35 protein-coding genes are annotated in these 24,961 nt (G+C 57.3%); all 35 read right to left on the bottom strand.

All coding sequences use genetic code 11. From position 1 onward, the window contains the following. Window positions 1–115: 115 nt before the first annotated feature. Complete coding sequence (bfr, locus tag M1D87_RS02605; protein ID WP_003257116.1) at window positions 116–580, bottom strand: bacterioferritin; 465 nt, start codon at window positions 578–580, stop codon at window positions 116–118. Window positions 581–743: 163 nt separating this feature from the next. After that, window positions 744–2,183: a catalase gene (locus M1D87_RS02600; protein ID WP_123085762.1), complete on the bottom strand. Its 1,440-nt coding sequence runs from the start codon at window positions 2,181–2,183 to the stop codon at window positions 744–746. Between the two features lie 172 nt (window positions 2,184–2,355). Next, a complete protein-coding gene (rplQ, locus tag M1D87_RS02595; protein ID WP_003255451.1) occupies window positions 2,356–2,742 on the bottom strand; it encodes a 50S ribosomal protein L17 in 387 nt (128 codons plus the stop codon). A 42-nt stretch (window positions 2,743–2,784) separates the two neighbouring features. Then, window positions 2,785–3,786: a DNA-directed RNA polymerase subunit alpha gene (locus M1D87_RS02590; protein WP_003255452.1), complete on the bottom strand. Its 1,002-nt coding sequence runs from the start codon at window positions 3,784–3,786 to the stop codon at window positions 2,785–2,787. Between the two features lie 22 nt (window positions 3,787–3,808). Continuing rightward, entirely contained in the window at window positions 3,809–4,429 is a 621-nt protein-coding gene (rpsD, locus tag M1D87_RS02585; RefSeq protein ID WP_003257114.1) for a 30S ribosomal protein S4, read from the bottom strand. Window positions 4,430–4,444: 15 nt separating this feature from the next. Continuing rightward, window positions 4,445–4,834: a 30S ribosomal protein S11 gene (rpsK, locus tag M1D87_RS02580; RefSeq protein WP_003255454.1), complete on the bottom strand. Its 390-nt coding sequence runs from the start codon at window positions 4,832–4,834 to the stop codon at window positions 4,445–4,447. Window positions 4,835–4,852: 18 nt separating this feature from the next. Then, complete coding sequence (gene rpsM, locus M1D87_RS02575) at window positions 4,853–5,209, bottom strand: 30S ribosomal protein S13 (RefSeq protein ID WP_003257112.1); 357 nt, start codon at window positions 5,207–5,209, stop codon at window positions 4,853–4,855. 131 nt (window positions 5,210–5,340) lie between these two features. Further along, on the bottom strand, window positions 5,341–5,457 hold the full coding sequence (rpmJ, locus tag M1D87_RS02570) for a 50S ribosomal protein L36 (protein WP_002555468.1): 117 nt from the start codon (window positions 5,455–5,457) through the stop codon (window positions 5,341–5,343). A gap of 28 nt (window positions 5,458–5,485) precedes the next feature. After that, a complete protein-coding gene (secY, locus tag M1D87_RS02565; RefSeq protein ID WP_003257108.1) occupies window positions 5,486–6,817 on the bottom strand; it encodes a preprotein translocase subunit SecY in 1,332 nt (443 codons plus the stop codon). Beyond that, complete coding sequence (gene rplO, locus M1D87_RS02560; RefSeq protein ID WP_003257107.1) at window positions 6,818–7,252, bottom strand: 50S ribosomal protein L15; 435 nt, start codon at window positions 7,250–7,252, stop codon at window positions 6,818–6,820. A gap of 3 nt (window positions 7,253–7,255) precedes the next feature. Further along, window positions 7,256–7,432 (bottom strand): 50S ribosomal protein L30, encoded by a 177-nt coding sequence (rpmD, locus tag M1D87_RS02555; RefSeq protein WP_003255463.1) that lies wholly within the window; start codon window positions 7,430–7,432, stop codon window positions 7,256–7,258. A gap of 2 nt (window positions 7,433–7,434) precedes the next feature. Beyond that, the gene (gene rpsE / locus M1D87_RS02550) at window positions 7,435–7,935 is read right to left on the bottom strand and encodes a 30S ribosomal protein S5 (protein ID WP_003255465.1); all 501 of its coding nucleotides are present in this window, start codon (window positions 7,933–7,935) and stop codon (window positions 7,435–7,437) included. Window positions 7,936–7,938: 3 nt separating this feature from the next. Continuing rightward, window positions 7,939–8,289 (bottom strand): 50S ribosomal protein L18, encoded by a 351-nt coding sequence (gene rplR, locus M1D87_RS02545; protein ID WP_009397496.1) that lies wholly within the window; start codon window positions 8,287–8,289, stop codon window positions 7,939–7,941. 10 nt (window positions 8,290–8,299) lie between these two features. Beyond that, window positions 8,300–8,833, bottom strand: a complete 534-nt coding sequence (gene rplF / locus M1D87_RS02540) for a 50S ribosomal protein L6 (protein WP_009681972.1) — start codon at window positions 8,831–8,833, stop codon at window positions 8,300–8,302. 12 nt (window positions 8,834–8,845) lie between these two features. After that, window positions 8,846–9,238 carry a 30S ribosomal protein S8 gene (rpsH, locus tag M1D87_RS02535; protein ID WP_009681971.1) on the bottom strand — a complete coding sequence of 131 codons (393 nt, stop codon included), beginning with the start codon at window positions 9,236–9,238 and terminating at the stop codon, window positions 8,846–8,848. 209 nt (window positions 9,239–9,447) lie between these two features. Beyond that, window positions 9,448–9,753: a 30S ribosomal protein S14 gene (rpsN, locus tag M1D87_RS02530; RefSeq protein ID WP_013970638.1), complete on the bottom strand. Its 306-nt coding sequence runs from the start codon at window positions 9,751–9,753 to the stop codon at window positions 9,448–9,450. A gap of 13 nt (window positions 9,754–9,766) precedes the next feature. Continuing rightward, window positions 9,767–10,306: a 50S ribosomal protein L5 gene (gene rplE / locus M1D87_RS02525; RefSeq protein WP_003257095.1), complete on the bottom strand. Its 540-nt coding sequence runs from the start codon at window positions 10,304–10,306 to the stop codon at window positions 9,767–9,769. Between the two features lie 20 nt (window positions 10,307–10,326). Next, window positions 10,327–10,641 carry a 50S ribosomal protein L24 gene (gene rplX, locus M1D87_RS02520; RefSeq protein ID WP_013970637.1) on the bottom strand — a complete coding sequence of 105 codons (315 nt, stop codon included), beginning with the start codon at window positions 10,639–10,641 and terminating at the stop codon, window positions 10,327–10,329. Between the two features lie 11 nt (window positions 10,642–10,652). After that, window positions 10,653–11,021: a 50S ribosomal protein L14 gene (gene rplN / locus M1D87_RS02515; protein ID WP_002555479.1), complete on the bottom strand. Its 369-nt coding sequence runs from the start codon at window positions 11,019–11,021 to the stop codon at window positions 10,653–10,655. A gap of 23 nt (window positions 11,022–11,044) precedes the next feature. Next, the gene (rpsQ, locus tag M1D87_RS02510) at window positions 11,045–11,311 is read right to left on the bottom strand and encodes a 30S ribosomal protein S17 (RefSeq protein WP_003255478.1); all 267 of its coding nucleotides are present in this window, start codon (window positions 11,309–11,311) and stop codon (window positions 11,045–11,047) included. Between the two features lie 2 nt (window positions 11,312–11,313). Next, window positions 11,314–11,505: a 50S ribosomal protein L29 gene (rpmC, locus tag M1D87_RS02505; RefSeq protein ID WP_002555481.1), complete on the bottom strand. Its 192-nt coding sequence runs from the start codon at window positions 11,503–11,505 to the stop codon at window positions 11,314–11,316. Continuing rightward, a complete protein-coding gene (rplP, locus tag M1D87_RS02500) occupies window positions 11,505–11,918 on the bottom strand; it encodes a 50S ribosomal protein L16 (RefSeq protein ID WP_003255479.1) in 414 nt (137 codons plus the stop codon). Before rplP ends, rpmC begins: the two co-directional genes overlap by 1 nt. Window positions 11,919–11,930: 12 nt before the next feature. Further along, window positions 11,931–12,617: a 30S ribosomal protein S3 gene (rpsC, locus tag M1D87_RS02495; protein ID WP_003255481.1), complete on the bottom strand. Its 687-nt coding sequence runs from the start codon at window positions 12,615–12,617 to the stop codon at window positions 11,931–11,933. A gap of 13 nt (window positions 12,618–12,630) precedes the next feature. Next, the gene (gene rplV, locus M1D87_RS02490) at window positions 12,631–12,963 is read right to left on the bottom strand and encodes a 50S ribosomal protein L22 (protein ID WP_003103908.1); all 333 of its coding nucleotides are present in this window, start codon (window positions 12,961–12,963) and stop codon (window positions 12,631–12,633) included. Window positions 12,964–12,974: 11 nt separating this feature from the next. Continuing rightward, window positions 12,975–13,250, bottom strand: a complete 276-nt coding sequence (gene rpsS / locus M1D87_RS02485; protein WP_003255482.1) for a 30S ribosomal protein S19 — start codon at window positions 13,248–13,250, stop codon at window positions 12,975–12,977. Window positions 13,251–13,266: 16 nt separating this feature from the next. Then, window positions 13,267–14,091, bottom strand: coding sequence for a 50S ribosomal protein L2 (gene rplB, locus M1D87_RS02480; protein WP_015268750.1), 825 nt, complete (start codon window positions 14,089–14,091; stop codon window positions 13,267–13,269). 14 nt (window positions 14,092–14,105) lie between these two features. Beyond that, window positions 14,106–14,405: a 50S ribosomal protein L23 gene (gene rplW / locus M1D87_RS02475; RefSeq protein ID WP_003255484.1), complete on the bottom strand. Its 300-nt coding sequence runs from the start codon at window positions 14,403–14,405 to the stop codon at window positions 14,106–14,108. After that, window positions 14,402–15,004: a 50S ribosomal protein L4 gene (gene rplD / locus M1D87_RS02470; RefSeq protein WP_008089819.1), complete on the bottom strand. Its 603-nt coding sequence runs from the start codon at window positions 15,002–15,004 to the stop codon at window positions 14,402–14,404. Before rplD ends, rplW begins: the two co-directional genes overlap by 4 nt. Before the next feature lie 12 nt (window positions 15,005–15,016). Next, window positions 15,017–15,652, bottom strand: coding sequence for a 50S ribosomal protein L3 (gene rplC / locus M1D87_RS02465; RefSeq protein ID WP_003257089.1), 636 nt, complete (start codon window positions 15,650–15,652; stop codon window positions 15,017–15,019). Between the two features lie 80 nt (window positions 15,653–15,732). Then, window positions 15,733–16,044, bottom strand: a complete 312-nt coding sequence (rpsJ, locus tag M1D87_RS02460) for a 30S ribosomal protein S10 (RefSeq protein WP_003186070.1) — start codon at window positions 16,042–16,044, stop codon at window positions 15,733–15,735. Between the two features lie 141 nt (window positions 16,045–16,185). Then, entirely contained in the window at window positions 16,186–17,379 is a 1,194-nt protein-coding gene (gene tuf, locus M1D87_RS02455; protein WP_013970626.1) for an elongation factor Tu, read from the bottom strand. A 27-nt stretch (window positions 17,380–17,406) separates the two neighbouring features. Beyond that, complete coding sequence (fusA, locus tag M1D87_RS02450; RefSeq protein WP_123085789.1) at window positions 17,407–19,554, bottom strand: elongation factor G; 2,148 nt, start codon at window positions 19,552–19,554, stop codon at window positions 17,407–17,409. Between the two features lie 30 nt (window positions 19,555–19,584). Next, window positions 19,585–20,055 (bottom strand): 30S ribosomal protein S7, encoded by a 471-nt coding sequence (rpsG, locus tag M1D87_RS02445; RefSeq protein ID WP_003246741.1) that lies wholly within the window; start codon window positions 20,053–20,055, stop codon window positions 19,585–19,587. Window positions 20,056–20,161: 106 nt separating this feature from the next. Then, on the bottom strand, window positions 20,162–20,533 hold the full coding sequence (rpsL, locus tag M1D87_RS02440) for a 30S ribosomal protein S12 (protein ID WP_003257088.1): 372 nt from the start codon (window positions 20,531–20,533) through the stop codon (window positions 20,162–20,164). Between the two features lie 211 nt (window positions 20,534–20,744). Beyond that, window positions 20,745–24,944, bottom strand: coding sequence for a DNA-directed RNA polymerase subunit beta' (rpoC, locus tag M1D87_RS02435; protein WP_232881187.1), 4,200 nt, complete (start codon window positions 24,942–24,944; stop codon window positions 20,745–20,747). Window positions 24,945–24,961: the final 17 nt, after the last annotated feature.

Genomic DNA, 24,961 nt, shown 5'->3' with positions numbered 1-24,961 from the left:
CCTCGGGGGGCGCTTTGCGCCCATTTCGCGACAAAAGGCCGCTCCACAGGAGGAATGCATTTCCCTGTGGGAGCGGCCTTGTGTCGCGATATGGCTGCAGAGCAGCCCCAGCCTTTTACATCTGCGACTGCAGGTAATTCTCGAGGCCAATGGCCTTGATCAGCCCTTGCTGCTTCTCAAGCCAGTAGGTGTGATCTTCTTCGGTATCAGCCAACTGAGCGCGCAGGATGTCGCGGCTGATGTAGTCCTTGTGCAATTCGCACAGTTCGATGCCTTTGCACAGCGCGCCGCGTACCTTGTACTCGAGCTTGAGGTCGGCCTCGATCATTTCCGGCACGGTACTGCCCACTTCCAGGTCATCCGCGCGCATGTCAGGGGTGCCTTCGAGCATGAGGATGCGACGCATCAGGGCATCGGCGTGCTGCGTCTCTTCTTCCATTTCGTGGTTGATGCGCTCGTAGAGCTTGGACAGGCCCCAGTCTTCGTACATACGCGAATGAATGAAGTACTGGTCGCGAGCCGCCAGTTCGCCCTTCAGCAGCGTAACGAGGTAGTTGATTACGTCCGGGTGACCTTGCATCGCCCTGCTTCTCCATGTGAAAACGTCTATGCCATATAGTGTGAACCAGCTTTTGCCTGCGGTCACTGAAAACCGCGCAATTAGAAGCAAAAAATCGGTTAAACAGTAGTGATATTCATTGAAAAACCGCCCAAATGAGGGCGGTTCTTCTTATCACTTCGACTTAGGCGAGATTGATGCCCAAGGCCTTGGCAACCCCTTCGCCATAGGCCGGATCGGCCTTGAAGAAGTATTGCAGCTGACGCTGGATCACGTCTTCGCTGACGCCTGCCATGGTGCCGGCAATGTTGTTTATCAGCAGGGCTTTCTGCTCATCGTTCATCAGGCGGAACAGCGCGCCGGCGTGGCTGTAGTAGTCGGTGTCCTCGCGGTGGTCGTAGCGGTCTGCCGAACCATTCAGGGCAAGTGCAGGCTCGGCGTGGGCTGGTGACTGCTTCGGTGCATCGCTGTAGCTGTTGGGCTCATAGTTCGGCGCGCTGCCATAAGTGGCAGTGGCCATGGAACCATCACGCTGGTAGCTGTGAACAGGGCAACGTGGTGCGTTCACCGGCAGTTGCTGATGGTTGGTGCCCACCCGGTAGCGGTGCGCGTCGGCGTAGGCGAATACCCGCCCTTGCAGCATGCGGTCCGGCGACAGGCCAACACCCGGCACCATGTTGCTCGGGCCAAACGCAGCCTGCTCGACCTCGGCAAAGTAGTTGAGCGGGTTACGGTTGAGCTCCAGCACGCCCACTTCAATCAGCGGGTAGTCCTTCTGCGACCAGGTCTTGGTCACGTCGAAGGGGTTTTCGTCGCGGCTGGCAGCCTCGGCTTCGCTCATCACCTGGATGCATACGGTCCAGCGTGGGTAATCGCCCCGCTCGATGGCTTCGAACAGGTCGCGCTGGGCGTAGTCCGGGTCAGTACCTGCCAGGCGCGCGGCATCTGCCGGTGCGAGGTTCTTGATGCCTTGCTGGGTCTTGAAGTGCCATTTGACCCAGGTGCGTTCACCCTTGGCATTGATCAGGCTATAGGTATGGCTACCGAAGCCGTGCATGTGGCGGTAGCCGTCCGGAATGCCGCGATCGGAGAACAGAATGGTGACCTGATGCAGCGCCTCGGGAGAGTGTGACCAGAAGTCCCACATCATCTGAGCGTTCTTCAGGTTGGATTGTGGGTGACGCTTCTGGGTGTGGATAAAGTCCGGGAACTTCAGTGGGTCGCGGATGAAGAACACCGGCGTGTTGTTGCCGACGATGTCCCAGTTGCCTTCCTCGGTGTAGAACTTGACGGCAAAACCACGGGGATCGCGCTCGGTATCAGCGGAGCCACGCTCACCACCAACGGTCGAGAAGCGCAGGAAGGTTTCGGTCTGCTTGCCAACCTGTTCAAACAACTTGGCACTGGTGTAATCGGTGATATCGCGGGTGACGGTAAAGGTGCCGTAAGCTCCCGAGCCTTTTGCGTGTACGCGGCGCTCAGGAATGTTCTCGCGGTTGAAGTGAGCGAGCTTCTCGATCAGGTGGAAGTCGTCGAGCAGCAGCGGGCCGCGCGGGCCGGCGGAACGGGAATTCTGGTTGTCTGCTACAGGTGCACCGCTGGCGGTGGTGAGAATCTTGCTCATGGGCTCTCCTTATCGGTCTTCAAGCGCCGGCTAATCGGCTCTGGAGAGAGTATTGACGAGCAAGGTTACAAGAACAAATGCATTACATGACTTGAATCAATAGAAATAAACAATACATGTTGAAACAAAAAACCGGGCACTAGGCCCGGTTCTTTGTAGCAGACAGAACGTCTTACTCAGCAGCTTCTACAGCACCGCCGACCGGACGATCAACCAGCTCGACGTACGCCATAGGAGCGTTGTCGCCAGCGCGGAAACCGCACTTCAGGATGCGCAGGTAGCCGCCCTGACGGGTGGCGTAACGCTTGCCCAGGTCGTTGAACAGCTTGCCAACAGCGGACTTCGAACGGGTACGATCGAAGGCCAGACGGCGGTTAGCTACGCTGTCTTCCTTGGCCAGGGTGATCAGCGGCTCGGCAACGCGGCGCAGTTCCTTGGCTTTCGGCAGGGTGGTTTTGATCAGCTCGTGCTCGATCAGCGACACTGCCATGTTCTGGAACATAGCCTTGCGGTGAGAGCTGGTACGGCTCAGGTGACGTCCACTTTTACGATGACGCATGATTCATTCCTTACCAAACACTACGTTCGGTGATTACGACGATCAGGCGGTCGCCTTGTCGTCTTTCTTAAGACTTGCAGGCGGCCAGTTGTCGAGGCGCATGCCGAGAGACAGACCACGAGAGGCCAGGACGTCCTTGATTTCAGTCAGGGACTTCTTGCCCAGGTTAGGAGTCTTCAACAGCTCTACTTCGGTACGCTGAATCAGGTCGCCGATGTAGTAGATGTTCTCCGCCTTGAGGCAGTTGGCCGAACGTACAGTCAGTTCCAGGTCGTCAACCGGACGCAGCAGGATCGGATCGATCTCGTCTTCCTGCTCGACTACGACAGGCTCGCTGTCACCTTTGAGGTCGACGAACGCGGCCAGCTGCTGTTGCAGGATGGTCGCAGCGCGGCGGATAGCCTCTTCAGGATCCAGGGTGCCGTTGGTTTCCAGATCAATGACCAGCTTGTCCAGGTTGGTACGCTGTTCAACACGGGCGTTCTCGACCACATAGGCGATACGACGCACCGGGCTGAACGAAGCGTCCAACTGCAGACGGCCAATGCTACGGCTTTCGTCTTCGTCGGTTTGACGGGAGTCGGCCGGCTCGTAACCACGACCACGAGCTACAGTGAGCTTCATGTTCAGGGCGCCGTTCGACGCCAGGTTCGCGATTACGTGATCGGGGTTGACGATCTCGACATCGTGATCCAGCTGAATATCGGCAGCGGTAACCACCCCCGAACCCTTTTTCGACAAGGTCAGCGTAACTTCGTCACGACCGTGCAGTTTGATAGCCAGGCCTTTCAGGTTCAACAGGATTTCAATGACGTCTTCCTGAACACCTTCGATCGCGGAGTACTCGTGGAGTACGCCGTCGATCTCGGCCTCGACTACTGCACAGCCAGGCATGGAGGACAACAGGATGCGGCGCAGCGCGTTGCCCAGGGTATGGCCGAAACCACGCTCGAGAGGTTCGAGCGTAATCTTGGCGCGGGTCGGACTGACTACCTGCACATCAATGTGGCGGGGAGTCAGGAACTCATTTACCGAAATCTGCATGGATGCACCTATTTTCTAGCCCTTACTTGGAGTAGAGCTCGACAATCAGGTTCTCGTTGATGTCGGCAGACAGGTCACTGCGAGCAGGAACGTTCTTGAAAACGCCCGACTTTTTAGCAGCATCCACGTCAACCCACTCAACGCGGCCACGCTGGGCGCACAGTTCAAGGGCTTGAACAATGCGCAGCTGGTTCAGCGACTTCTCGCGAACCGCGACCACGTCACCCGGACGAACTTGGTAGGATGGAATGTTTACAGTCTTACCGTTGACGCTGATCGCTTTGTGCGAAACCAGCTGACGGGACTCGGAACGAGTCGAGCCGAAGCCCATACGGTAGACGACGTTATCCAGACGGCACTCGAGCAGTTGCAGCAGGTTCTCACCGGTTGCGCCTTTTTTCGAGGCTGCAGCCTGGTAGTAACCGCGGAACTGACGCTCCAGAACACCGTAGATACGACGAACTTTTTGCTTCTCGCGCAGCTGGGTACCGTAGTCGGACTGACGGCCACGGCGCTGGCCGTGGATACCTGGGGCTGCTTCGATGTTGCACTTCGATTCCAGAGCGCGAACGCCGCTCTTCAGGAACAGGTCAGTGCCTTCACGACGAGACAGTTTGCATTTTGGACCAATGTAACGTGCCATTTATCTGTCTCCTGATTACACGCGACGCTTCTTCGGCGGACGGCACCCGTTGTGCGGGATTGGCGTCACGTCGGTGATGCTGGCGATCTTGTAGCCGCAGCTGTTCAGTGCACGAACGGCGGACTCACGACCTGGACCTGGACCCTTGACGTTTACGTCGAGGTTCTTCAGACCGTATTCCAGCGCAGCTTGACCAGCACGCTCAGCAGCGATCTGGGCTGCGAACGGGGTGGATTTGCGCGAACCACGGAAACCCGAACCACCGGAGGTCGCCCAGGACAAAGCGTTGCCCTGACGGTCGGTGATGGTCACGATGGTGTTGTTGAAAGAGGCATGGATGTGGGCGATGCCATCAACCACTGTCTTTTTGACTTTCTTACGAGGACGAGCAGCAGGTTTTGCCATGTCTATATTCCTGGGCGATTACTTGCGGATCGGCTTACGCGGGCCCTTACGGGTGCGTGCGTTGGTCTTGGTGCGCTGACCGCGAACCGGCAGACCTTTACGATGACGCAGGCCGCGGTAGCAACCCAGGTCCATCAAGCGCTTGATCTTCATGTTGATGTCACGACGCAGGTCACCTTCGGTGGTGAACTTCGCGACTTCGCCACGCAGGGTTTCGATTTGCTCGTCGCTCAGATCCTTGATCTTAGCGGCTGGGTTTACACCAGCGTCTGCACAGATCTTCTGTGCAGTAGTGCGACCGACACCATAGATGTAGGTCAGCGAGATAACAGCATGCTTGTTATCTGGAATGTTGACGCCTGCAATACGGGCCATTCAGTGGGACTCCAATTGACAGCTACCTACGCCCCGGAAGCCAAGAAATAGGGCGCGAGATAATATCGCTGTAGAAACGAATAATCAACCCAGCAGCACACTAGCTGCTGGGTTTGAAGCGCAGATCACACTCAGCCTTGGCGCTGTTTGTGACGCGGTTCCGCGCTGCAGATCACTCGTACGACGCCTTCGCGACGGATGATCTTGCAGTTACGGCACAGCTTTTTCACCGATGCACGAACTTTCATTACCGACTCCTCGAACCTTAGGGGCGTATCAGCGCAGCAGACCGCTGCCACCGTAGCCTTTCAGGTTGGCTTTCTTCATCAGGGATTCGTACTGGTGCGAAACGAGGTGCGATTGTACTTGGGACATGAAGTCCATCACAACCACTACCACAATCAGCAACGAGGTCCCGCCAAGGTAGAACGGCACATTTGCTGCCACCACCAGGAACTGGGGCAGAAGGCAGACGGCCATCATGTAAAGAGCACCGAACATGGTCAGACGGGTCAGAACGCCATCAATGTAGCGTGCCGACTGCTCACCAGGACGGATACCCGGAATAAAGGCACCGGACTTCTTCAGGTTTTCCGCTACGTCTTTCGGGTTGAACATCAGCGCTGTGTAGAAGAAGCAGAAGAAAATGATCCCTGCACTAAACAGCAGAATGTTCAACGGCTGACCAGGAGCGATCGACTGCGAGATGTCCTGCAGCCAGCCCATACCTTCGGACTGACCGAACCAGGCACCCAGCGAAGCCGGGAACAGCAGAATGCTGCTCGCGAAAATGGCCGGGATAACCCCCGCCATGTTCACCTTCAGCGGCAAGTGGCTGGTCTGCGCAGCGAAGACCTTGCGGCCCTGCTGACGCTTGGCGTAGTGAACGGCGATACGACGCTGACCACGCTCAATGAACACCACAAAACCGATAATCGCTACTGCCAGCAAACCGATAGCGACCAGGGCGAAAATGTTGATATCGCCTGTGCGCGCAGACTCGAAAGACTGCCCGATTGCTCTCGGAAGACCGGCAACGATACCCGCGAAGATCAACATCGAGATACCGTTGCCCACACCGCGCTCGGTGATCTGCTCGCCCAGCCACATCATGAACATCGCGCCTGCCACGAAGGTGGAGACGGCAACGACATGGAAGCCCAGGCCTACAGAAAACGCCACGCCCTGGTTGGCCAGGCCAATGGACATGCCAATGGCTTGAACCAGTGCCAGGATAACGGTGCCGTAGCGGGTGTACTGGCTGATCTTGCGACGGCCAGCTTCACCTTCCTTCTTCAACTGTTCCAGTTGCGGGCTGACCGCCGTCATCAGTTGCATGATGATCGATGCCGAGATGTACGGCATGATCCCCAGTGCAAAGATGCTCATGCGCTCAAGCGCGCCACCGGAAAACATGTTGAACAAGCTAAGAATGGTCCCCTCATTCTGCCGAAACAGATCCGCCAGACGGTCTGGATTGATGCCAGGAACCGGGATATGCGCACCTATCCGATAGACGATGATCGCCATGAACAGAAAGCGCAGACGAGCCCAGAGTTCCGACATCCCGCCCTTACCGAGCGAAGAGAGAGCACCTTGCTTAGCCATTTATTCCTCGAACTTGCCGCCAGCTGCTTCGATAGCCGCACGCGCACCCTTGGTGGCTGCGATACCCTTGATGGTGACTGCGCGAGTGACTTCGCCAGACAGCATGATTTTCACGCGCTGTACGTTCTGGCCGATCACGTTGGCATCCTTCAGGGATTGCACGGAGATCACGTCGCCTTCCACCTTGGCCAGCTCGGACAGACGCACTTCGGCGCGGTCCATGGCTTTCAGGGAAACGAAGCCGAACTTCGGCAGACGACGGTGCAGCGGCTGTTGACCGCCTTCGAAGCCAGGAGCGATCGAACCACCCGAACGGGAAGTCTGACCTTTGTGGCCACGGCCGCCGGTCTTACCCAGACCGCTACCGATACCACGACCTGGACGATGCTTCTCGCGACGGGAACCCGGCGCTGGACTCAGATCATTGAGTTTCATCGATTAACCCTCGACCTTCAGCATGTAGTAAGCCTTGTTGATCATCCCGCGGTTTTCGGGAGTATCCTGGACTTCTACAGTGTGACCGATGCGACGCAGACCCAGGCCCTTAACGCACAGCTTGTGGTTAGGCAGACGGCCCGAGACGCTCTTGATCAGCGTTACTTTTACGGTTGCCATGATCAGAAGATCTCCTCGACGCTCTTGCCGCGCTTGGCAGCAATGGATTCAGGAGATTGCATGGCTTTCAGACCCTTGAAGGTGGCGTAAACCACGTTCACTGGGTTGGTCGAACCGTAGCACTTGGCCAGAACGTTCTGAACACCAGCAACTTCCAGGACAGCACGCATTGCGCCACCGGCGATGATACCGGTACCTTCCGAGGCAGGCTGCATGTAAACCTTCGAGGCGCCGTGGGCAGCCTTGGTGGCGTACTGCAGGGTGGTGCCCTTCAGGTCAACCTGGATCATGTTGCGGCGAGCAGCTTCCATGGCTTTCTGGATCGCGGCAGGTACTTCGCGCGACTTGCCACGGCCGAAGCCAACACGGCCTTTACCATCACCTACCACGGTCAGCGCGGTGAAGGTGAAGATACGGCCGCCTTTTACGGTTTTGGCAACGCGGTTAACTTGAACCAGCTTCTCGATGTAGCCTTCGTCGCGCTTTTGATCGTTATTTGCCATAACTTAGAACTCCAGCCCGCCTTCACGAGCAGCATCAGCCAGCGCTTTGACGCGGCCGTGGTACTTGAAGCCGGAACGGTCAAAGGCAACTTGAGATACACCGGCGGCTTTCGCACGCTCAGCTACCAGCTTGCCAACCTTAGTGGCCGCGTCGATGTTGCCAGTGGCGCCATCACGCAGTTCTTTGTCCAAGGTCGAGGCGCTTGCCAGAACCTTGCTGCCGTCGGCCGAAATGACCTGGGCGTAGATGTGCTGCGAGGAGCGGAACACGCACAGGCGCACGACTTCGAGTTCGTGCATCTTGAGACGTGCTTTGCGAGCGCGACGCAGTCGAGTAACTTTTTTGTCGGTCATTTGCTAGGCCCTACTTCTTCTTGGCTTCTTTACGACGGACTACTTCGTCCGCGTAACGCACACCCTTGCCTTTGTAAGGCTCTGGCGGACGGAAGTCGCGGATTTCAGCGGCCACCTGACCCACCAGCTGCTTGTCGATACCCTTGATCAGGATGTCGGTCTGGCTTGGGGTTTCAGCGGTGATACCGGCTGGCAGTTCGTAGTCCACTGGGTGCGAGAAGCCCAGGGCCAGGTTCAGGACGGTGCCCTTGGCCTGTGCCTTGTAACCAACACCGACCAGCTGGAGCTTGCGCTCGAAGCCTTGGCTTACGCCCTGGACCATGTTGTTCACCAGAGCGCGGGTGGTACCGGCCATGGCGCGAGCTTGCTGGTCACCGTTACGAGCGACGAAACGCAGCTCGCCAGACTCTTCGGTAACTTCAACAGACGAGTGAACGTTCAGTTCGAGAGTGCCTTTGGCACCCTTCACCGAAAGCTGCTGGCCGGCGAATTTGACTTCGACGCCTGCTGGCAGCTTAACGGGGTTCTTAGCGACGCGAGACATGCCTATCTCCCCTTAGAACACTGTGCACAGAACTTCGCCGCCGACACCGGCAGCGCGCGCAGCGCGATCAGTCATCACACCTTTGTTGGTGGAGACGATAGACACGCCCAGACCGCCACGTACTTTCGGCAGTTCTGCGACGGACTTGTACTGGCGCAGGCCTGGACGGCTGGAGCGCTTCAGCTCCTCGATGACCGGACGGCCTTCGAAGTACTTCAGTTCGATCGACAGGGAAGGCTTGGCCTCACCAGTTACCTGGTAGCCGGCGATGTAACCTTCGTCTTTCAGAACTTTGGCAACCGCGACCTTCAGGGTGGAGGAAGGCATGCTTACGACGGACTTTTCAGCCATCTGGGCATTACGGATGCGAGTTAGCATGTCCGCTAACGGGTCCTGCATACTCATGGGCTAGATGCTCCTGATACAAGAATTATTAGCCTTGCGGCTATCACAACCACCCGAGCGGACAGGGCAAAAAACCCAGGCTCAGGTGAGCCGGTCATTCTAGACACAAGGTAGAAACGAAACAAGCCCCATATAGGGGCTTGTTTGTTGGCGAGGTCACCGGCGGTCGGAAGATTGCTCCCCTTCCGCCGGGATCCAGCCTGCAGCGATTACCAGGAGGCCTTGACCAGACCTGGTACGTCACCGCGCATTGCAGCTTGACGCAGCATGTTACGGCCCAGGCCGAACTTACGGTATACACCGTGAGGACGACCGGTCAGGCGGCAACGGTTGCGCAGACGCGAAGCGCTGGCATCACGTGGCTGCTTCTGCAGGGCGACAACGGCAGCGAAACGCTCTTCAGGAGAGGCGTTCAGGTTGACGATGGTCGCTTTCAGCTCGGCACGCTTTTTGGCGTACTTGGCTACCGTGAGCTGACGCTTCAGCTCGCGGTTTTTCATGCTCTTCTTGGCCATTTTCCTACTCCAATCAGTTGCGGAACGGGAACTTGAAAGCACGCAGCAGAGCGCGGCCTTCGTCGTCCGAACGAGCAGTGGTGGTCAGGGTGATGTCCAAACCGCGCAGAGCATCGATCTTGTCGTAGTCGATTTCCGGGAAGATGATCTGCTCTTTCACGCCCATGCTGTAGTTGCCACGGCCGTCGAAGGACTTGGCATTCAGGCCGCGGAAGTCGCGAACCCGAGGCAGGGAGATCGCCAGCAGGCGGTCCAGGAATTCGTACATCTTGTCGCGACGCAGGGTCACCTTGACACCGATCGGCCAGCCTTCACGGACTTTGAAGCCCGCGATGGATTTACGAGCGAAAGTCACAACCGGCTTTTGACCAGTGATCTTTTCCAGGTCGGCAACAGCGTGCTCGATGACTTTCTTGTCGCCGATCGCTTCGCCCAGACCCATGTTCAGGGTGATCTTGGTAACGCGCGGAACTTCCATCACGTTCGACAGCTTAAGTTCTTCCTTAAGCTTAGGAGCGATTTCGTTCCGGTAAATCTCTTTCAGTCGTGCCATGGTCTTCTACCTAGCAGTGTTCAAGCATCAACCGCTTTTTGGGTCGACTTGAAGACACGAATTTTTTTACCGTCTTCTACTTTGAAACCAACGCGGTCAGCCTTGTTGGTTTCGCCGTTGAAGATGGCAACGTTGGAAGCGTGCAGAGGCGCTTCTTTTTCGACGATACCGCCCTGTACGCCCGCCATCGGGTTAGGCTTGGTATGACGCTTGACCAGGTTCACACCACCAACAACCAGACGGTTGTCAGCCAGAACCTTCAGCACCTTACCGCGCTTACCTTTGTCTTTGCCGGCGATCACGATGATCTCGTCGTCACGACGAATCTTTTGCATGTCGGATCTCCTTACAGCACTTCAGGGGCGAGCGAGACGATCTTCATGAACTTCTCAGTACGAAGTTCACGGGTCACTGGCCCGAAGATGCGAGTGCCGATCGGCTCTTGCTTGTTGTTCAGCAGAACAGCAGCGTTGCCGTCGAAACGAATGATGGAACCGTCAGCGCGACGAACACCGTGACGGGTGCGCACGACAACAGCAGTCATCACTTGGCCTTTCTTGACCTTACCGCGCGGAATTGCTTCCTTGACGGTTACCTTGATGATGTCACCGATGCCGGCGTAACGGCGGTGCGAACCGCCGAGCACCTTGATGCACATGACGCGACGAGCGCCGCTGTTATCGGCCACATCGAGCATGGATTGAGTCTGAATCATAAAATTTCTCCGACCCCTAGCCCTTAGACTTCAACAGCGCGTTCGAGGACTTCAACCAGTGCCCAGGACTTGGTCTTGGCCAGCGGACGGGTTTCACGGATGGAAACCTTGTCGCCGATCTTGCACTGGTTGGCTTCGTCGTGCGCGTGCAGCTTAGTCGAACGCTTAACGTATTTACCGTAGATCGGGTGCTTTACGCGACGCTCGATCAGAACGGTGATGGTCTTGTCCATTTTGTCGCTGACGACACGGCCAGTCAGCGTACGGACGGTTTTTTCAGCTTCAGCCATGATCACTTACCTGCCTGCTGGTTGAGCACAGTTTTCACGCGAGCGATGTCACGCTTAACTTGCGAGAGCAGGTGCGACTGCCCCAACTGGCCAGTTGCTTTCTGCATACGCAGATTGAACTGGTCGCGCAGCAAGCCGAGCAGTTGCTCATTCAGTTGCTGTGCCGATTTTTCACGAAGTTCATTCGCTTTCATCACATCACCGTCCGCTTAACAAAGGAGGTGGCGAGAGGCAGCTTTGCAGCAGCCAGGGCGAAAGCTTCGCGCGCCAGCTCTTCAGAAACACCCTCGATTTCATACAGGACTTTGCCTGGCTGAATCTGGGCAACCCAGTATTCCACGGAACCCTTACCTTTACCCATACGAACCTCGAGAGGCTTCTTGGAGATCGGCTTGTCCGGGAACACACGGATCCAGATCTTACCGCCACGTTTTACGTGACGGGTCAGCGCACGACGTGCGGACTCGATCTGGCGAGCGGTGAGGCGACCGCGAGCAACAGCTTTCAGGGCGAATTCGCCGAAGCTGACTTTGCTACCGCGCAGTGCCAGACCACGGTTGTGGCCAGTCATCTGCTTGCGGAATTTTGTACGCTTTGGTTGCAACATTTGGCGTACCCCTTACTTAGCAGCTTTTTTACGAGGCGCTGGTGCTTGTGGTTTCAGTTCTTCTTGGCGACCACCAATAACTTCGCCTTTGAAGATCCAAACCTTCACACCGATCACACCGTAAGTGGTGTGAGCTTCGTAGGTGTTGTAGTCGATATCGGCACGCAGGGTGTGCAGAGGCACACGACCTTCGCGATACCACTCGGTACGAGCAATCTCAGCACCGCCGAGACGACCGCTCACCTGGATCTTGATGCCCTTGGCACCAATACGCATGGCGTTCTGTACGGCGCGCTTCATGGCGCGACGGAACATTACGCGGCGTTCCAGCTGCTGAGCTACGCTCTGCGCAACCAGCATAGCGTCGAGTTCCGGCTTGCGGATCTCTTCGATGTTGATGTGCACAGGCACACCCATCTGCTTGGTCAGGTCCTGACGCAGCTTCTCGACATCTTCACCTTTCTTACCGATAACGATACCGGGACGAGCGGTGTGGATGGTGATGCGTGCAGTTTGAGCCGGACGATGAATATCGATACGGCTTACGGACGCGCTTTTTAGTTTGTCTTGGAGGTACTCACGCGTTTTCAGATCCTTCAACAGGTAATCTGCGTAAGTAGCACCGTCTGCGTACCAGACGGAGGTGTGCTCCTTGACGATTCCCAGGCGAATGCCAGTGGGATGTACTTTCTGACCCATCTGATCGACTCCGTTACTTGTCCGCAACCTTGACAGTGATATGGCAAGACCGCTTGACGATGCGATCAGCACGGCCTTTGGCACGTGGCATGATGCGCTTCAGCGAACGCCCTTCGTTGACGAAGACGGTGGAGACCTTCAGGTCATCAACGTCTGCGCCTTCGTTGTGTTCGGCGTTGGCAACGGCCGACTCGAGGACTTTCTTCATGATTTCAGCGGCTTTTTTGCTGCTGAAGGCCAACAGGTTGAGCGCTTCGCCCACCTTCTTCCCGCGGATCTGGTCGGCGACCAAGCGGGCTTTCTGGGCGGAGATGCGAGCGCCCGACAACTTAGCGGCTACTTCCATTTCCTTACCCCTTAACGCTTGGCTTTCTTGTCAGCCACGTGCCCGCGATAGGTGCGGGTACCGGCGAACTCGCCCAGTTTGTGGCCGACCATGTCTTCGTTCACCAGAACTGGGACATGTTGACGACCGTTGTGTACCGCGATGGTCAGACCGACCATTTGTGGCAGGATCATCGAACGGCGCGACCAGGTTTTAACTGGCTTGCGATCGTTCTTCTCCACCGCCACTTCGACCTTCTTCAGCAGGTGAAGATCGATAAAAGGACCTTTTTTCAGAGAACGTGGCACTGTCGTATCCCTCTAGTTACTTGCGACGACGGACGATCATGTTGTCGGTACGCTTATTACCACGGGTCTTCGCACCCTTGGTTGGGAAGCCCCATGGCGATACCGGATGACGACCACCGGAGGTACGACCTTCACCACCACCATGTGGGTGGTCAACCGGGTTCATGGCAACACCACGAACGGTTGGGCGAACGCCGCGCCAGCGTTTGGCACCAGCTTTACCCAGCGAACGCAGGCTGTGCTCGGAGTTCGAGACTTCGCCCAGGGTCGCACGGCACTCAGCCAGTACTTTACGCATCTCACCGGAACGCAGACGCAGAGTCACGTAGACGCCTTCACGAGCGATCAGCTGAGCCGAAGCACCAGCGGAACGAGCGATCTGAGCACCTTTACCCGGCTTCAGTTCGATGCCGTGAATGGTGCTACCTACTGGGATATTGCGCAGCTGCAGGGAGTTACCGGCCTTGATTGGGGCCAGGGCACCTGCGATCAGCTGGTCACCAGCGCTCACGCCTTTAGGGGCGATGATGTAGCGACGCTCACCGTCTGCGTAGCACAGCAGGGCGATGTGAGCAGTACGGTTCGGGTCGTATTCGATACGCTCGACAGTGGCTGGGATGCCATCTTTGTCGTTGCGACGGAAGTCGACCAGACGGTAATGCTGCTTATGACCACCACCAACGTGACGAGTGGTGATGCGGCCATTGTTGTTACGACCACCAGACTTCGATTTTTTCTCGATCAGCGGTGCGTGAGGAGCGCCTTTGTGCAGCTCCTGGTTGACCACCTTGACCACGAAACGGCGGCCAGGGGAAGTCGGTTTGCATTTAACGATTGCCATGATGCACCCCTTCCTTACTCAGCACTGCTGCTGAAATCGAGATCTTGGCCTGGCTGAAGGGAGACGATCGCCTTCTTCCAGTCATTACGCTTGCCCAGACCACGTGCGGTACGCTTGGTTTTACCCAGAACGTTAACAGTCGACACGTTTTCAACTTTTACGTTGAACAGGCCTTCGACAGCTTTCTTGATTTCCAGCTTGGTTGCATCGGTAGCAACCTTGAATACGAACTGGCCTTTTTTCTCAGCCAGAACGGTAGCCTTCTCGGAAACGTGCGGGCCAAGGAGGACTTTGAATACGCGTTCCTGGTTCATCCCAGCAGCTCCTCGAATTTCTTCACGGCCGAGACAGTGATCAACACTTTCTCGTATGCGATCAGACTGACCGGGTCGGAACCTTGTACGTCACGTACATCGACGTGCGGCAGGTTGCGAGCAGCCAGGTACAGGTTCTGATCAACAGCGTCGGAAACGATCAGTACGTCGTTCAGACCCATGCCGTTCAGCTTGTTCAGCAGATCTTTGGTTTTCGGTGCTTCAACAGCGAAGTCCTGAACCACGACCAGACGGTCGCTACGCACCAGCTCAGCGAGGATGGAGCGCAGGGCTGCGCGGTACATCTTCTTGTTGAGCTTCTGCGAGTGATCTTGAGGGCGAGCTGCGAAGGTTACACCACCGCCACGCCAGATCGGACCACGAGTGGTACCAGCACGAGCACGGCCAGTACCCTTCTGACGCCATGGGCGCTTACCGCCACCAGCCACGTCGGAACGGGTCTTCTGCTGCTTGGTGCCCTGACGGCCGCCGGCCATGTAGGCCACGACTGCTTGGTGTACCAGCGTCTCGTTGAATTCGCCACCGAAAGTCAGTTCGGAAACTTCGATCGCCTGAGCGTCATTTACATTGAGTTGCATGTCAGTTTCCCCTTAACCGCGAGCCTTGACAGCTGGACGTACAACCACGTCGCCGCCAGTAGCGCCTGGAACGGCACCCTTGACCAGCAGCAGGTTGCGTTCAGCGTCTACGCGAACTACTTCCAGGGACTGAACAGTCACGCGCTCGGCGCCCATGTGACCGGACATTTTCTTGCCCTTGAACACACGACCAGGAGTCTGGCACTGGCCGATGGAACCTGGGACACGGTGCGACACGGAGTTACCGTGGGTGTTGTCCTGGCCACGGAAGTTCCAGCGCTTGATGGTACCGGCGAAGCCTTTACCTTTGGACTGACCAGTAACGTCTACCAGCTGGCCTGCAGTGAAGAGTTCAGCTTTGATCAGATCGCCAGCCTGGAAATCGCCTTCTTCAAGACGGAACTCCCAGACACCGCGACCAGCGGCAACGTTGGCCTTGGCGAAGTGGCCTGCCTGAGCGGCAGTCACGCGCGAAGCACGACGCTCGCCGACAGTGACTTGCACTGCACGGTAGCCATCGGTTTCTTCAGTTTTGAACTGGGTGACGCGATTCGGCTCGATCTCGATGACCGTGACCGGAATGGAGACACCTTCTTCGGTGAAAATGCGGGTCATACCGCACTTGCGACCGATTACACCAATAGTCATGTTGTAAACCTCATGAGTGTACGGGGCTTTCACCCGCTATGGCCGCCCATTTCAGAGCGTTACACGACCAGACCGAAGTCTTAGCCGAGGCTGATCTGTACTTCCACACCTGCCGCCAGATCAAGCTTCATCAGCGCATCAACGGTTTTATCCGTTGGCTGGACGATGTCCAGAACACGCTTATGAGTGCGGATCTCGTACTGGTCACGCGCGTCTTTGTTGACGTGCGGGGAAACCAGAACGGTGAAACGCTCTTTGCGGGTAGGCAGTGGAATTGGACCACGCACTTGTGCACCAGTACGTTTCGCGGTTTCCACGATTTCCTGGGTGGATTGGTCGATCAGGCGATGGTCGAAAGCCTTCAACCTGATACGGATTTGCTGATTTTGCATTGGATTTCAGACTCCAGGCTGTTCCCAACGGACGCACTACGCCCGCTAAAAGGAGGCGTGATTCTATAGACGCCCCCATTTAGTGTCAACCCAATAAAAAAAACCCCCGCTGAGCGGGGGTTTTTTCAATCGGTCGAGTGATTACTCGATGATTTTTGCCACAACGCCGGCGCCGACGGTACGACCGCCTTCACGGATAGCGAAGCGCAGACCGTCTTCCATTGCGATGGTCTTGATCAGGGTAACAGTCATCTGAATGTTGTCACCTGGCATTACCATTTCAACGCCTTCCGGCAGTTCGCAGTTACCGGTCACGTCAGTGGTACGGAAGTAGAACTGAGGACGGTAGCCTTTGAAGAACGGAGTGTGACGACCGCCTTCTTCCTTCGACAGAACGTAGACTTCTGCGGTGAACTTGGTGTGCGGCTTGACCGAACCTGGCTTGACCAGAACCTGGCCACGCTCAACGTCGTCACGCTTGGTACCACGCAGCAGAACGCCGCAGTTCTCGCCAGCACGGCCTTCGTCCAGCAGCTTGCGGAACATCTCAACACCGGTGCAGGTGGTGGTGGTGGTGTCACGCAGACCAACGATTTCCAGCGGATCCTGAACGCGGACGATACCACGCTCGATACGACCGGTAACAACGGTACCACGACCCGAGATCGAGAATACGTCTTCGATCGGCATCAGGAACGGCTGGTCAACGGCACGAACTGGCTCAGGGATGTAGGCATCCAGAGTTTCTACCAGCTTCTTGACAGCGGTAGTACCCATTTCGTTGTCGTCTTTGCCTTCCAGGGCCATACGAGCCGAACCGATGATGATCGGGGTGTCGTCGCCTGGGAAGTCGTAGGTGGACAGCAGGTCGCGAACTTCCATCTCGACCAGTTCCAGCAGCTCGGCGTCGTCTACCAGGTCAGCCTTGTTCAGGAAGACCACGATGTAAGGTACGCCTACCTGACGGGACAGCAGGATGTGCTCACGGGTTTGTGGCATCGGACCATCGGCGGCCGAGCAAACCAGGATCGCGCCGTCCATCTGGGCAGCACCGGTGATCATGTTCTTCACGTAGTCAGCGTGACCTGGGCAGTCAACGTGAGCGTAGTGACGAATGTTCGAGTTGTACTCGACGTGAGCGGTGTTGATGGTGATACCGCGCGCTTTTTCTTCCGGAGCCGAGTCGATCTTGTCGAACTCAACGACTGCCGAACCGAAAACTTCGGAGCAGACGCGAGTCAGAGCTGCGGTCAGAGTGGTCTTACCGTGGTCAACGTGGCCGATGGTGCCGACGTTAACGTGGGGAAGGGAACGATCAAATTTTTCTTTAGCCACGACAGTGAACCTCTTGCCTAAAGGGGATTAGCCTTGTTTTTTAACGAGTGCTTCGACGATGTTCGACGGAGCTTCGGCGTATTTGGAGAATTCCATGGAGTAGCTTGCGCGACCCTGAGACATGGAACGAACGTCGGTTGCGTAACCGAACATCTCTCCGAGCGGAACTTCAGCGCGGACGACACGGCCAGAGACCGATTCATCCATACCCTGGACCAGACCACGACGACGGTTCAGGTCACCCATCACGTCACCCAGGTAGTCTTCCGGGGTTACAACTTCGACCTTCATGATCGGCTCGAGAACCACGCCACCGCCCTTCTGGGCCAGTTGCTTGGTTGCCATCGAAGCGGCGATCTTGAACGCCATTTCGTTGGAGTCGACGTCGTGGTACGAACCGTCGAATACCGCGGCCTTCAGGCCGATCAGAGGATAGCCGGCAACAACGCCGTTCTTCATCTGCTCTTCGATACCCTTCTGGATCGCAGGGATGTATTCCTTAGGAATCACACCACCAACGACTTCGTTGGCAAACACCAGACCTTCGGTGATGTTGCCCTTGTCGTCCTGATCCGGCTCCGAGAAACGGATCCAGCAGTGACCGAACTGACCACGACCGCCCGACTGACGAACGAACTTGCCTTCGATCTCGACGTTGGACTTGGTGATCTTCTCGCGGTACGAAACCTGCGGCTTGCCGATGTTGGCTTCGACGTTGAACTCGCGCTTCATGCGGTCAACGAGGATGTCCAGGTGCAGCTCACCCATACCGGAGATGATGGTCTGACCAGTTTCTTCGTCGGTCTTGACGCGGAACGACGGGTCTTCCTGGGCCAGCTTGCCCAGTGCGATACCCATCTTCTCCTGGTCAGCCTTGGTTTTCGGCTCTACGGAGAGCGAAATCACAGGCTCCGGGAAGTCCATACGCTCGAGGATGATCGGCTTGTCGGCGTTGCACAGGGTGTCACCAGTGGTGACGTCCTTCATGCCGATCAGAGCGGCGATATCGCCCGCACGCACTTCCTTGATCTCTTCACGCTGGTTGGCGTGCATCTGCACCATACGACCAACGCGCTCTTTCTTGCCCTTGACCGAGTTGATGACGGAGTCACCGGAGGTCAGGAAGCCCGAGTAAACGCGAACGAAGGTCAGAGTACCAACGAACGGGTCGGTGGCAATCTTGAACGCCAGAGCCGAGAACGGCTCATCGTCGTCAGCATGACGCTCGTCGTACTGCTCTGGGGTAACTTCATCCTTCGGCACTTCGGCCAGATCAGGGTGGATACCCTTGATCGCAGGAATTTCGGTCGGAGCAGGCAGGAAGTCGATAACGGCGTCGAGAACCAGGGGAACGCCCTTGTTCTTGAACGACGAACCGCAGACAGCCGGAACGATCTCGCTGGCCAGGGTGCGCGCGCGCAGGCCTGCCTTGATTTCTTCGACGGTCAGCTCACCTTCTTCAAGGTACTTGTTCATCAGCTCTTCGCTGGCTTCGGCGGCGGCTTCAACCATGTTGTTGCGCCATTCGTTAGCCAGTTCGACCATGTCCGCTGGAATTTCTTCTTCGCGGTAGGTGGTGCCCTTGTCGTCTTCGTTCCAGTAGATGGCTTTCATCTTGATCAGGTCGACCTGACCCTGGAAGTCATCTTCTGCACCGATAGCCAGCTGAACCGGAACCGGGGTGTGACCCAGGCGGTTCTTGATCTGACCGACAACGCGCAGGAAGTTGGCACCAGCACGGTCCATCTTGTTCACGTAGACAACACGTGGAACGCCGTACTTGTTGGCCTGACGCCATACGGTTTCGGACTGCGGCTCAACGCCGGAGGTACCGCAGAACACAACAACCGCGCCGTCGAGTACGCGCAGCGAACGCTCTACTTCAATGGTGAAGTCAACGTGGCCGGGGGTATCGATGACGTTTACGCGGTAGTTGTCGTACTGACCACGGGAACCTTTCCAGAAGGTGGTAACGGCAGCGGAGGTAATGGTGATACCGCGCTCCTGCTCCTGCACCATCCAGTCGGTGGTCGCGGCGCCGTCGTGCACCTCGCCCATTTTGTGGCTCAGACCTGTGTAGAACAGGATCCGCTCGGTAGTGGTAGTCTTGCCCGCGTCAACGTGGGCGCAGATACCGATGTTACGGTAGCGGTTAATTGCTGTAGTACGAGCCATAAAGCCCTCGCAAAATGATTGATGCTTGAATTAGAAGCGGTAGTGCGAGAACGCTTTGTTGGCCTCGGCCATACGGTGCACGTCTTCACGCTTCTTGACTGCAGCACCCTTGCCTTCAGCAGCATCCAGCAGTTCGCCGGCCAGGCGCAGGGCCATCGACTTCTCGCCGCGCTTGCGGGCGTAGTCTACGAGCCAGCGCATTGCCAGAGCGTTACGACGGGACGGACGAACTTCAACCGGAACCTGGTAAGTGGCACCGCCAACACGGCGGGACTTAACTTCGACCAGCGGAGCGATGGCGTCGAGAGCTTTCTCGAAGATTTCCAGGGGGTCGCTGTTCTTGCGTGCTTTGACGGTATCCAGGGCACCGTAAACGATGCGCTCGGCTACGGCCTTCTTGCCGCTTTCCATCACGTGGTTCATGAACTTGGCGAGAATCTGGGATCCGTACTTCGGATCGTCAAGGATCTCACGTTTTGCTGCTACACGACGTCTTGGCATGATAAGCCCTCAAACGGTCTTCAGGTTAGCCCGGGACCAGGTCTTTCGACCCCTGCCCGACCTTACTCTTATCGACTCAAATAAATGGATGTCTGCAAACGGCCGATTACTTCGGACGCTTGGTACCGTACTTCGAACGACCCTGGTTACGGCCTTTAACGCCCGAAGTATCCAGAGAGCCGCGAACGGTGTGGTAACGAACACCTGGCAAGTCTTTTACACGGCCGCCACGGATCAGGACGACGCTGTGCTCTTGCAGGTTGTGGCCTTCACCACCGATGTACGAGGAAACCTCGAAACCGTTGGTCAGACGCACACGGCATACTTTACGCAGTGCCGAGTTTGGTTTTTTCGGCGTGGTGGTGTACACGCGGGTGCACACGCCACGACGCTGCGGGCAGTTCTGCAGCGCAGGTACGTCGGATTTCTCGACGGTACGCTTACGCGGCTGACGTACCAGCTGGTTGATAGTTGCCATCTACTAGCTCCACTGATTGTCTTGCGACGCTATTGTCTTGCAAGAAAGCCAAAAATTGGCGAGACGGAGCCTCACCAAATTTAAGGGTACAAAAGTCTAAAGAGGATCTTGCACCCAGTCAAGACGAGGCCCCGGCCCTCCCCGCCCGGTCATCGGCAACAATTGATGTCACCGATTCCCTTGCGAGGCTTGCCGGGGCCCTGCCCTGTACTTAGTTACCGCTGGAGTTCAGCGCTTCGGTCAGTGCGGCTTCCACCTCACTGGCGCTCACACGCAGCGGCTTGTCGGCATCACGGCGACGCTTGCGCTCGCTGTGGTAGGCCAGACCGGTACCAGCCGGGATCAGACGACCCACGACCACGTTCTCTTTCAGGCCGCGCAGGTAGTCGCGCTTGCCGGTTACCGCCGCTTCGGTCAGTACGCGGGTGGTTTCCTGGAAGGAAGCCGCGGAGATGAACGACTCGGTCGACAGCGAGGCCTTGGTGATACCCAGCAGCACGCGGGAGAACTTGGAGATGAACTTGTCCTCGCTGGCGAGACGCTCGTTCTCTACCAGTACCTGGGTCAGTTCCATCTGGTCGCCCTTGATGAAGCTGGAGTCACCCGACTCGGTGATCTCGACCTTGCGCAGCATCTGACGCAGGATGGTCTCGATGTGCTTGTCGTTGATCTTAACGCCTTGCAGACGGTAAACGTCCTGGATCTCGTTGACGATGTACTTAGCCAGCGCGCTTACACCCAGCAGACGCAGAATGTCGTGCGGATCGCTCGGGCCGTCGGAGATAACTTCGCCGCGGTTTACCTGTTCGCCTTCGAAGACGTTCAGGTGGCGCCACTTCGGAATCAGCTCTTCGTACGGATCGCTACCGTCGGTCGGGGTGATGACCAGACGACGCTTGCCCTTGGTCTCCTTGCCGAACGCGATGGTGCCGCTGACTTCAGCCAGAATCGAGGCCTCTTTCGGACGGCGCGCTTCGAACAGGTCGGCAACGCGCGGCAGACCACCGGTGATGTCACGGGTCTTCGACGTTTCTTGCGGGATACGCGCGATAACGTCACCAACACCGATCTGAGCACCGTCAGCCACGCCGACGAGGGCGTTGGCCGGCAGGAAGTACTGGGCAGGTACGTCGGTACCTGGCAGGTACAGGTCCTTGCCAGCGGCGTCGACCATCTTGATTGCCGGACGGATTTCCTTGCCTGCGGCAGGGCGATCCTTGACGTCCAGTACTTCAATGTTGGTCAAGCCGGTCAGCTCATCGGTCTGACGCTTGATGGTGATGTTTTCTTCCATGCCCACGAAGGTCACGGTACCTTTCAGCTCGGTAACGATCGGGTGGGTGTGCGGGTCCCACTTGGCGACGATGGCGCCAGCTTCGACCTTGTCACCTTCCTTGACCGAAATCACCGCACCGTAAGGCAGCTTGTAACGCTCACGCTCACGACCGAACTCGTCGGCAATGGCCAACTCGCCCGAACGCGATACGGCAACCAGGTTGCCATCGGCACGTTCTACCTGCTTCAGGTTGTGCAGACGCACCATACCGCCGTTCTTCACCTGGACGCTGTCGGCAGCCGAGGTACGGCTTGCAGCACCACCGATGTGGAACGTACGCATGGTCAGCTGGGTACCCGGTTCACCGATCGACTGCGCAGCGATAACGCCGACAGCTTCACCGATGTTCACCTGGTGACCGCGAGCCAGGTCACGACCGTAGCACTTGGCGCAGATGCCGTAGCGGGTTTCGCAGTTGATCGGCGAACGCACGACCACTTCGTCGATGCTGTTCAGCTCGATGAATTCGACCCACTTCTCGTCGACCAGGGTACCGGCCGGAACGATGACGTCCTCGGTGCCTGGCTTGAACACGTCACGGGCGATAACACGACCCAGTACACGCTCACCCAGCGGCTCTACAACGTCGCCGCCTTCGATGTGCGGAGTCATCAGCAGACCCTGGTCGGTACCGCAGTCGATCTCGGTAACCACCAGATCCTGGGCAACGTCCACCAGACGACGAGTCAGGTAACCCGAGTTCGCAGTCTTCAGTGCGGTATCCGCCAGACCCTTTCGAGCACCGTGGGTCGAAATGAAGTACTGCAGAACGCTCAGACCTTCACGGAAGTTCGCAGTGATCGGCGTCTCGATGATGGAGCCATCCGGCTTGGCCATCAGGCCACGCATACCGGCCAGCTGACGGATCTGGGCTGCGGAACCCCGCGCACCGGAGTCAGCCATCATGTACATCGAGTTGAAGGACTCTTGCTCGACTTCCTTGCCTTCGCGGTCGATGACCTTCTCTTTCGAGAGGTTGGCCATCATCGCCTTGGACACTTCGTCGTTCGCCTTCGACCAAAGGTCGATGACCTTGTTGTACTTCTCGCCCTGGGTTACCAGGCCGGAGGCGTACTGGCTCTCGATTTCCTTCACTTCGTCGGTAGCAGTACCGATGATGCGTGCTTTTTCGTCCGGGATAACGAAGTCGTTAACACCGATCGAAACGCCGGAAATGGTCGAGTAAGCGAAACCGGTGTACATCAGCTGGTCAGCGAAGATTACGGTCTCTTTCAGACCAACCACGCGGTAGCACTGGTTGATCAGCTTGGAGATCGCCTTCTTCTTCATCGGCTGGTTGACCACGTCGTACGGCAGGCCTGCCGGTACAACCTGGAACAGCAGCGCACGGCCGACGGTGGTGTCGACGATGCGGGTGTTCTTGACCACGGAACCGTCACGCTCTTTCACGGTTTCGTTGATACGAACCTTGATTTTCGCGTGCAGGGCAGCTTCGCCGGCGCGGAATACGCGGTCGACTTCCTGCAGGTCGGCGAACACGCGACCTTCGCCCTTGGCGTTGATGGCCTCACGGGTCATGTAGTACAGACCCAGTACCACGTCCTGCGACGGAACGATGATTGGCTCACCGTTGGCTGGCGACAGGATGTTGTTGGTCGACATCATCAGCGCGCGCGCTTCGAGCTGGGCTTCCAGGGTCAGCGGCACGTGAACGGCCATCTGGTCACCGTCGAAGTCGGCGTTGTACGCGGCACAGACCAGCGGGTGCAGCTGGATAGCCTTACCTTCGATCAGAACCGGTTCAAATGCCTGGATACCCAGACGGTGCAGGGTCGGTGCACGGTTGAGCAGCACGGGGTGTTCGCGGATCACCTCGGCGAGTACGTCCCACACCTCTGGCAGCTCACGCTCGACCATCTTCTTGGCAGCCTTGATGGTGGTCGCCAGACCACGCATTTCCAGCTTGCCGAAAATGAACGGCTTGAACAGCTCGAGGGCCATCTTCTTCGGCAGACCGCACTGGTGCAGACGCAGGGTCGGGCCTACGGTAATTACCGAACGGCCGGAGTAGTCCACACGCTTACCGAGCAGGTTCTGACGGAAGCGACCTTGCTTACCTTTGATCATGTCGGCCAGGGACTTCAGCGGACGCTTGTTCGAGCCAGTGATGGCGCGACCGCGACGGCCGTTGTCCAGCAGGGCGTCGACCGCCTCCTGCAGCATACGCTTTTCGTTGCGCACGATGATGTCGGGCGCCGACAGATCCAGCAGGCGCTTCAGACGGTTGTTACGGTTGATCACCCGACGATACAGGTCGTTCAGGTCGGAGGTCGCGAAGCGGCCGCCATCCAGCGGTACCAGCGGACGCAGGTCCGGCGGCAGCACAGGCAGGACGGTCAGGACCATCCACTCAGGCAGGTTGCCCGAACCCTGGAACGCTTCCATCAGCTTCAGGCGCTTGGACAGCTTCTTGATCTTGGTTTCCGAGTTGGTCTGCGGAATCTCTTCGCGCAGGCGACCGATCTCGTGTTCCAGGTCGATAGCGTGCAGCAGTTCGCGGACAGCCTCGGCACCCATGCGGGCGTCGAAGTCATCACCGAACTCTTCCAGCGCTTCGAAGTACTGCTCGTCGTTCAGCAGCTGGCCTTTTTCCAGGGTGGTCATGCCCGGGTCGATAACGACGTAGCTCTCGAAGTAGAGCACGCGCTCGATGTCACGCAGGGTCATGTCCATCAGCAGGCCGATACGGGACGGCAGCGACTTCAGGAACCAGATGTGGGCAACCGGCGAGGCCAGTTCGATGTGCGCCATGCGCTCACGACGAACTTTTGCCAGGGCAACTTCAACGCCGCACTTCTCGCAGATCACGCCGCGGTGCTTGAGGCGCTTGTACTTGCCGCACAGGCACTCGTAGTCCTTGACTGGGCCAAAGATCTTGGCGCAGAACAGGCCGTCACGCTCAGGCTTGAACGTACGGTAGTTGATGGTTTCCGGCTTCTTAACTTCACCGAACGACCACGAACGGATCATTTCAGGCGACGCCAGACCGATGCGGATGGCGTCGAACTCTTCGACTTGACCCTGGTTTTTCAGCAAATTCAGTAGGTCTTTCAAGGCCTTTCCTCCTGGCG

The organism is Pseudomonas sp. SA233 (genome assembly GCF_054792385.1).
The sequence above is the reverse complement of the archived record's forward strand: the minus strand, read 5'-3'. Positions and strand labels throughout refer to the sequence as shown.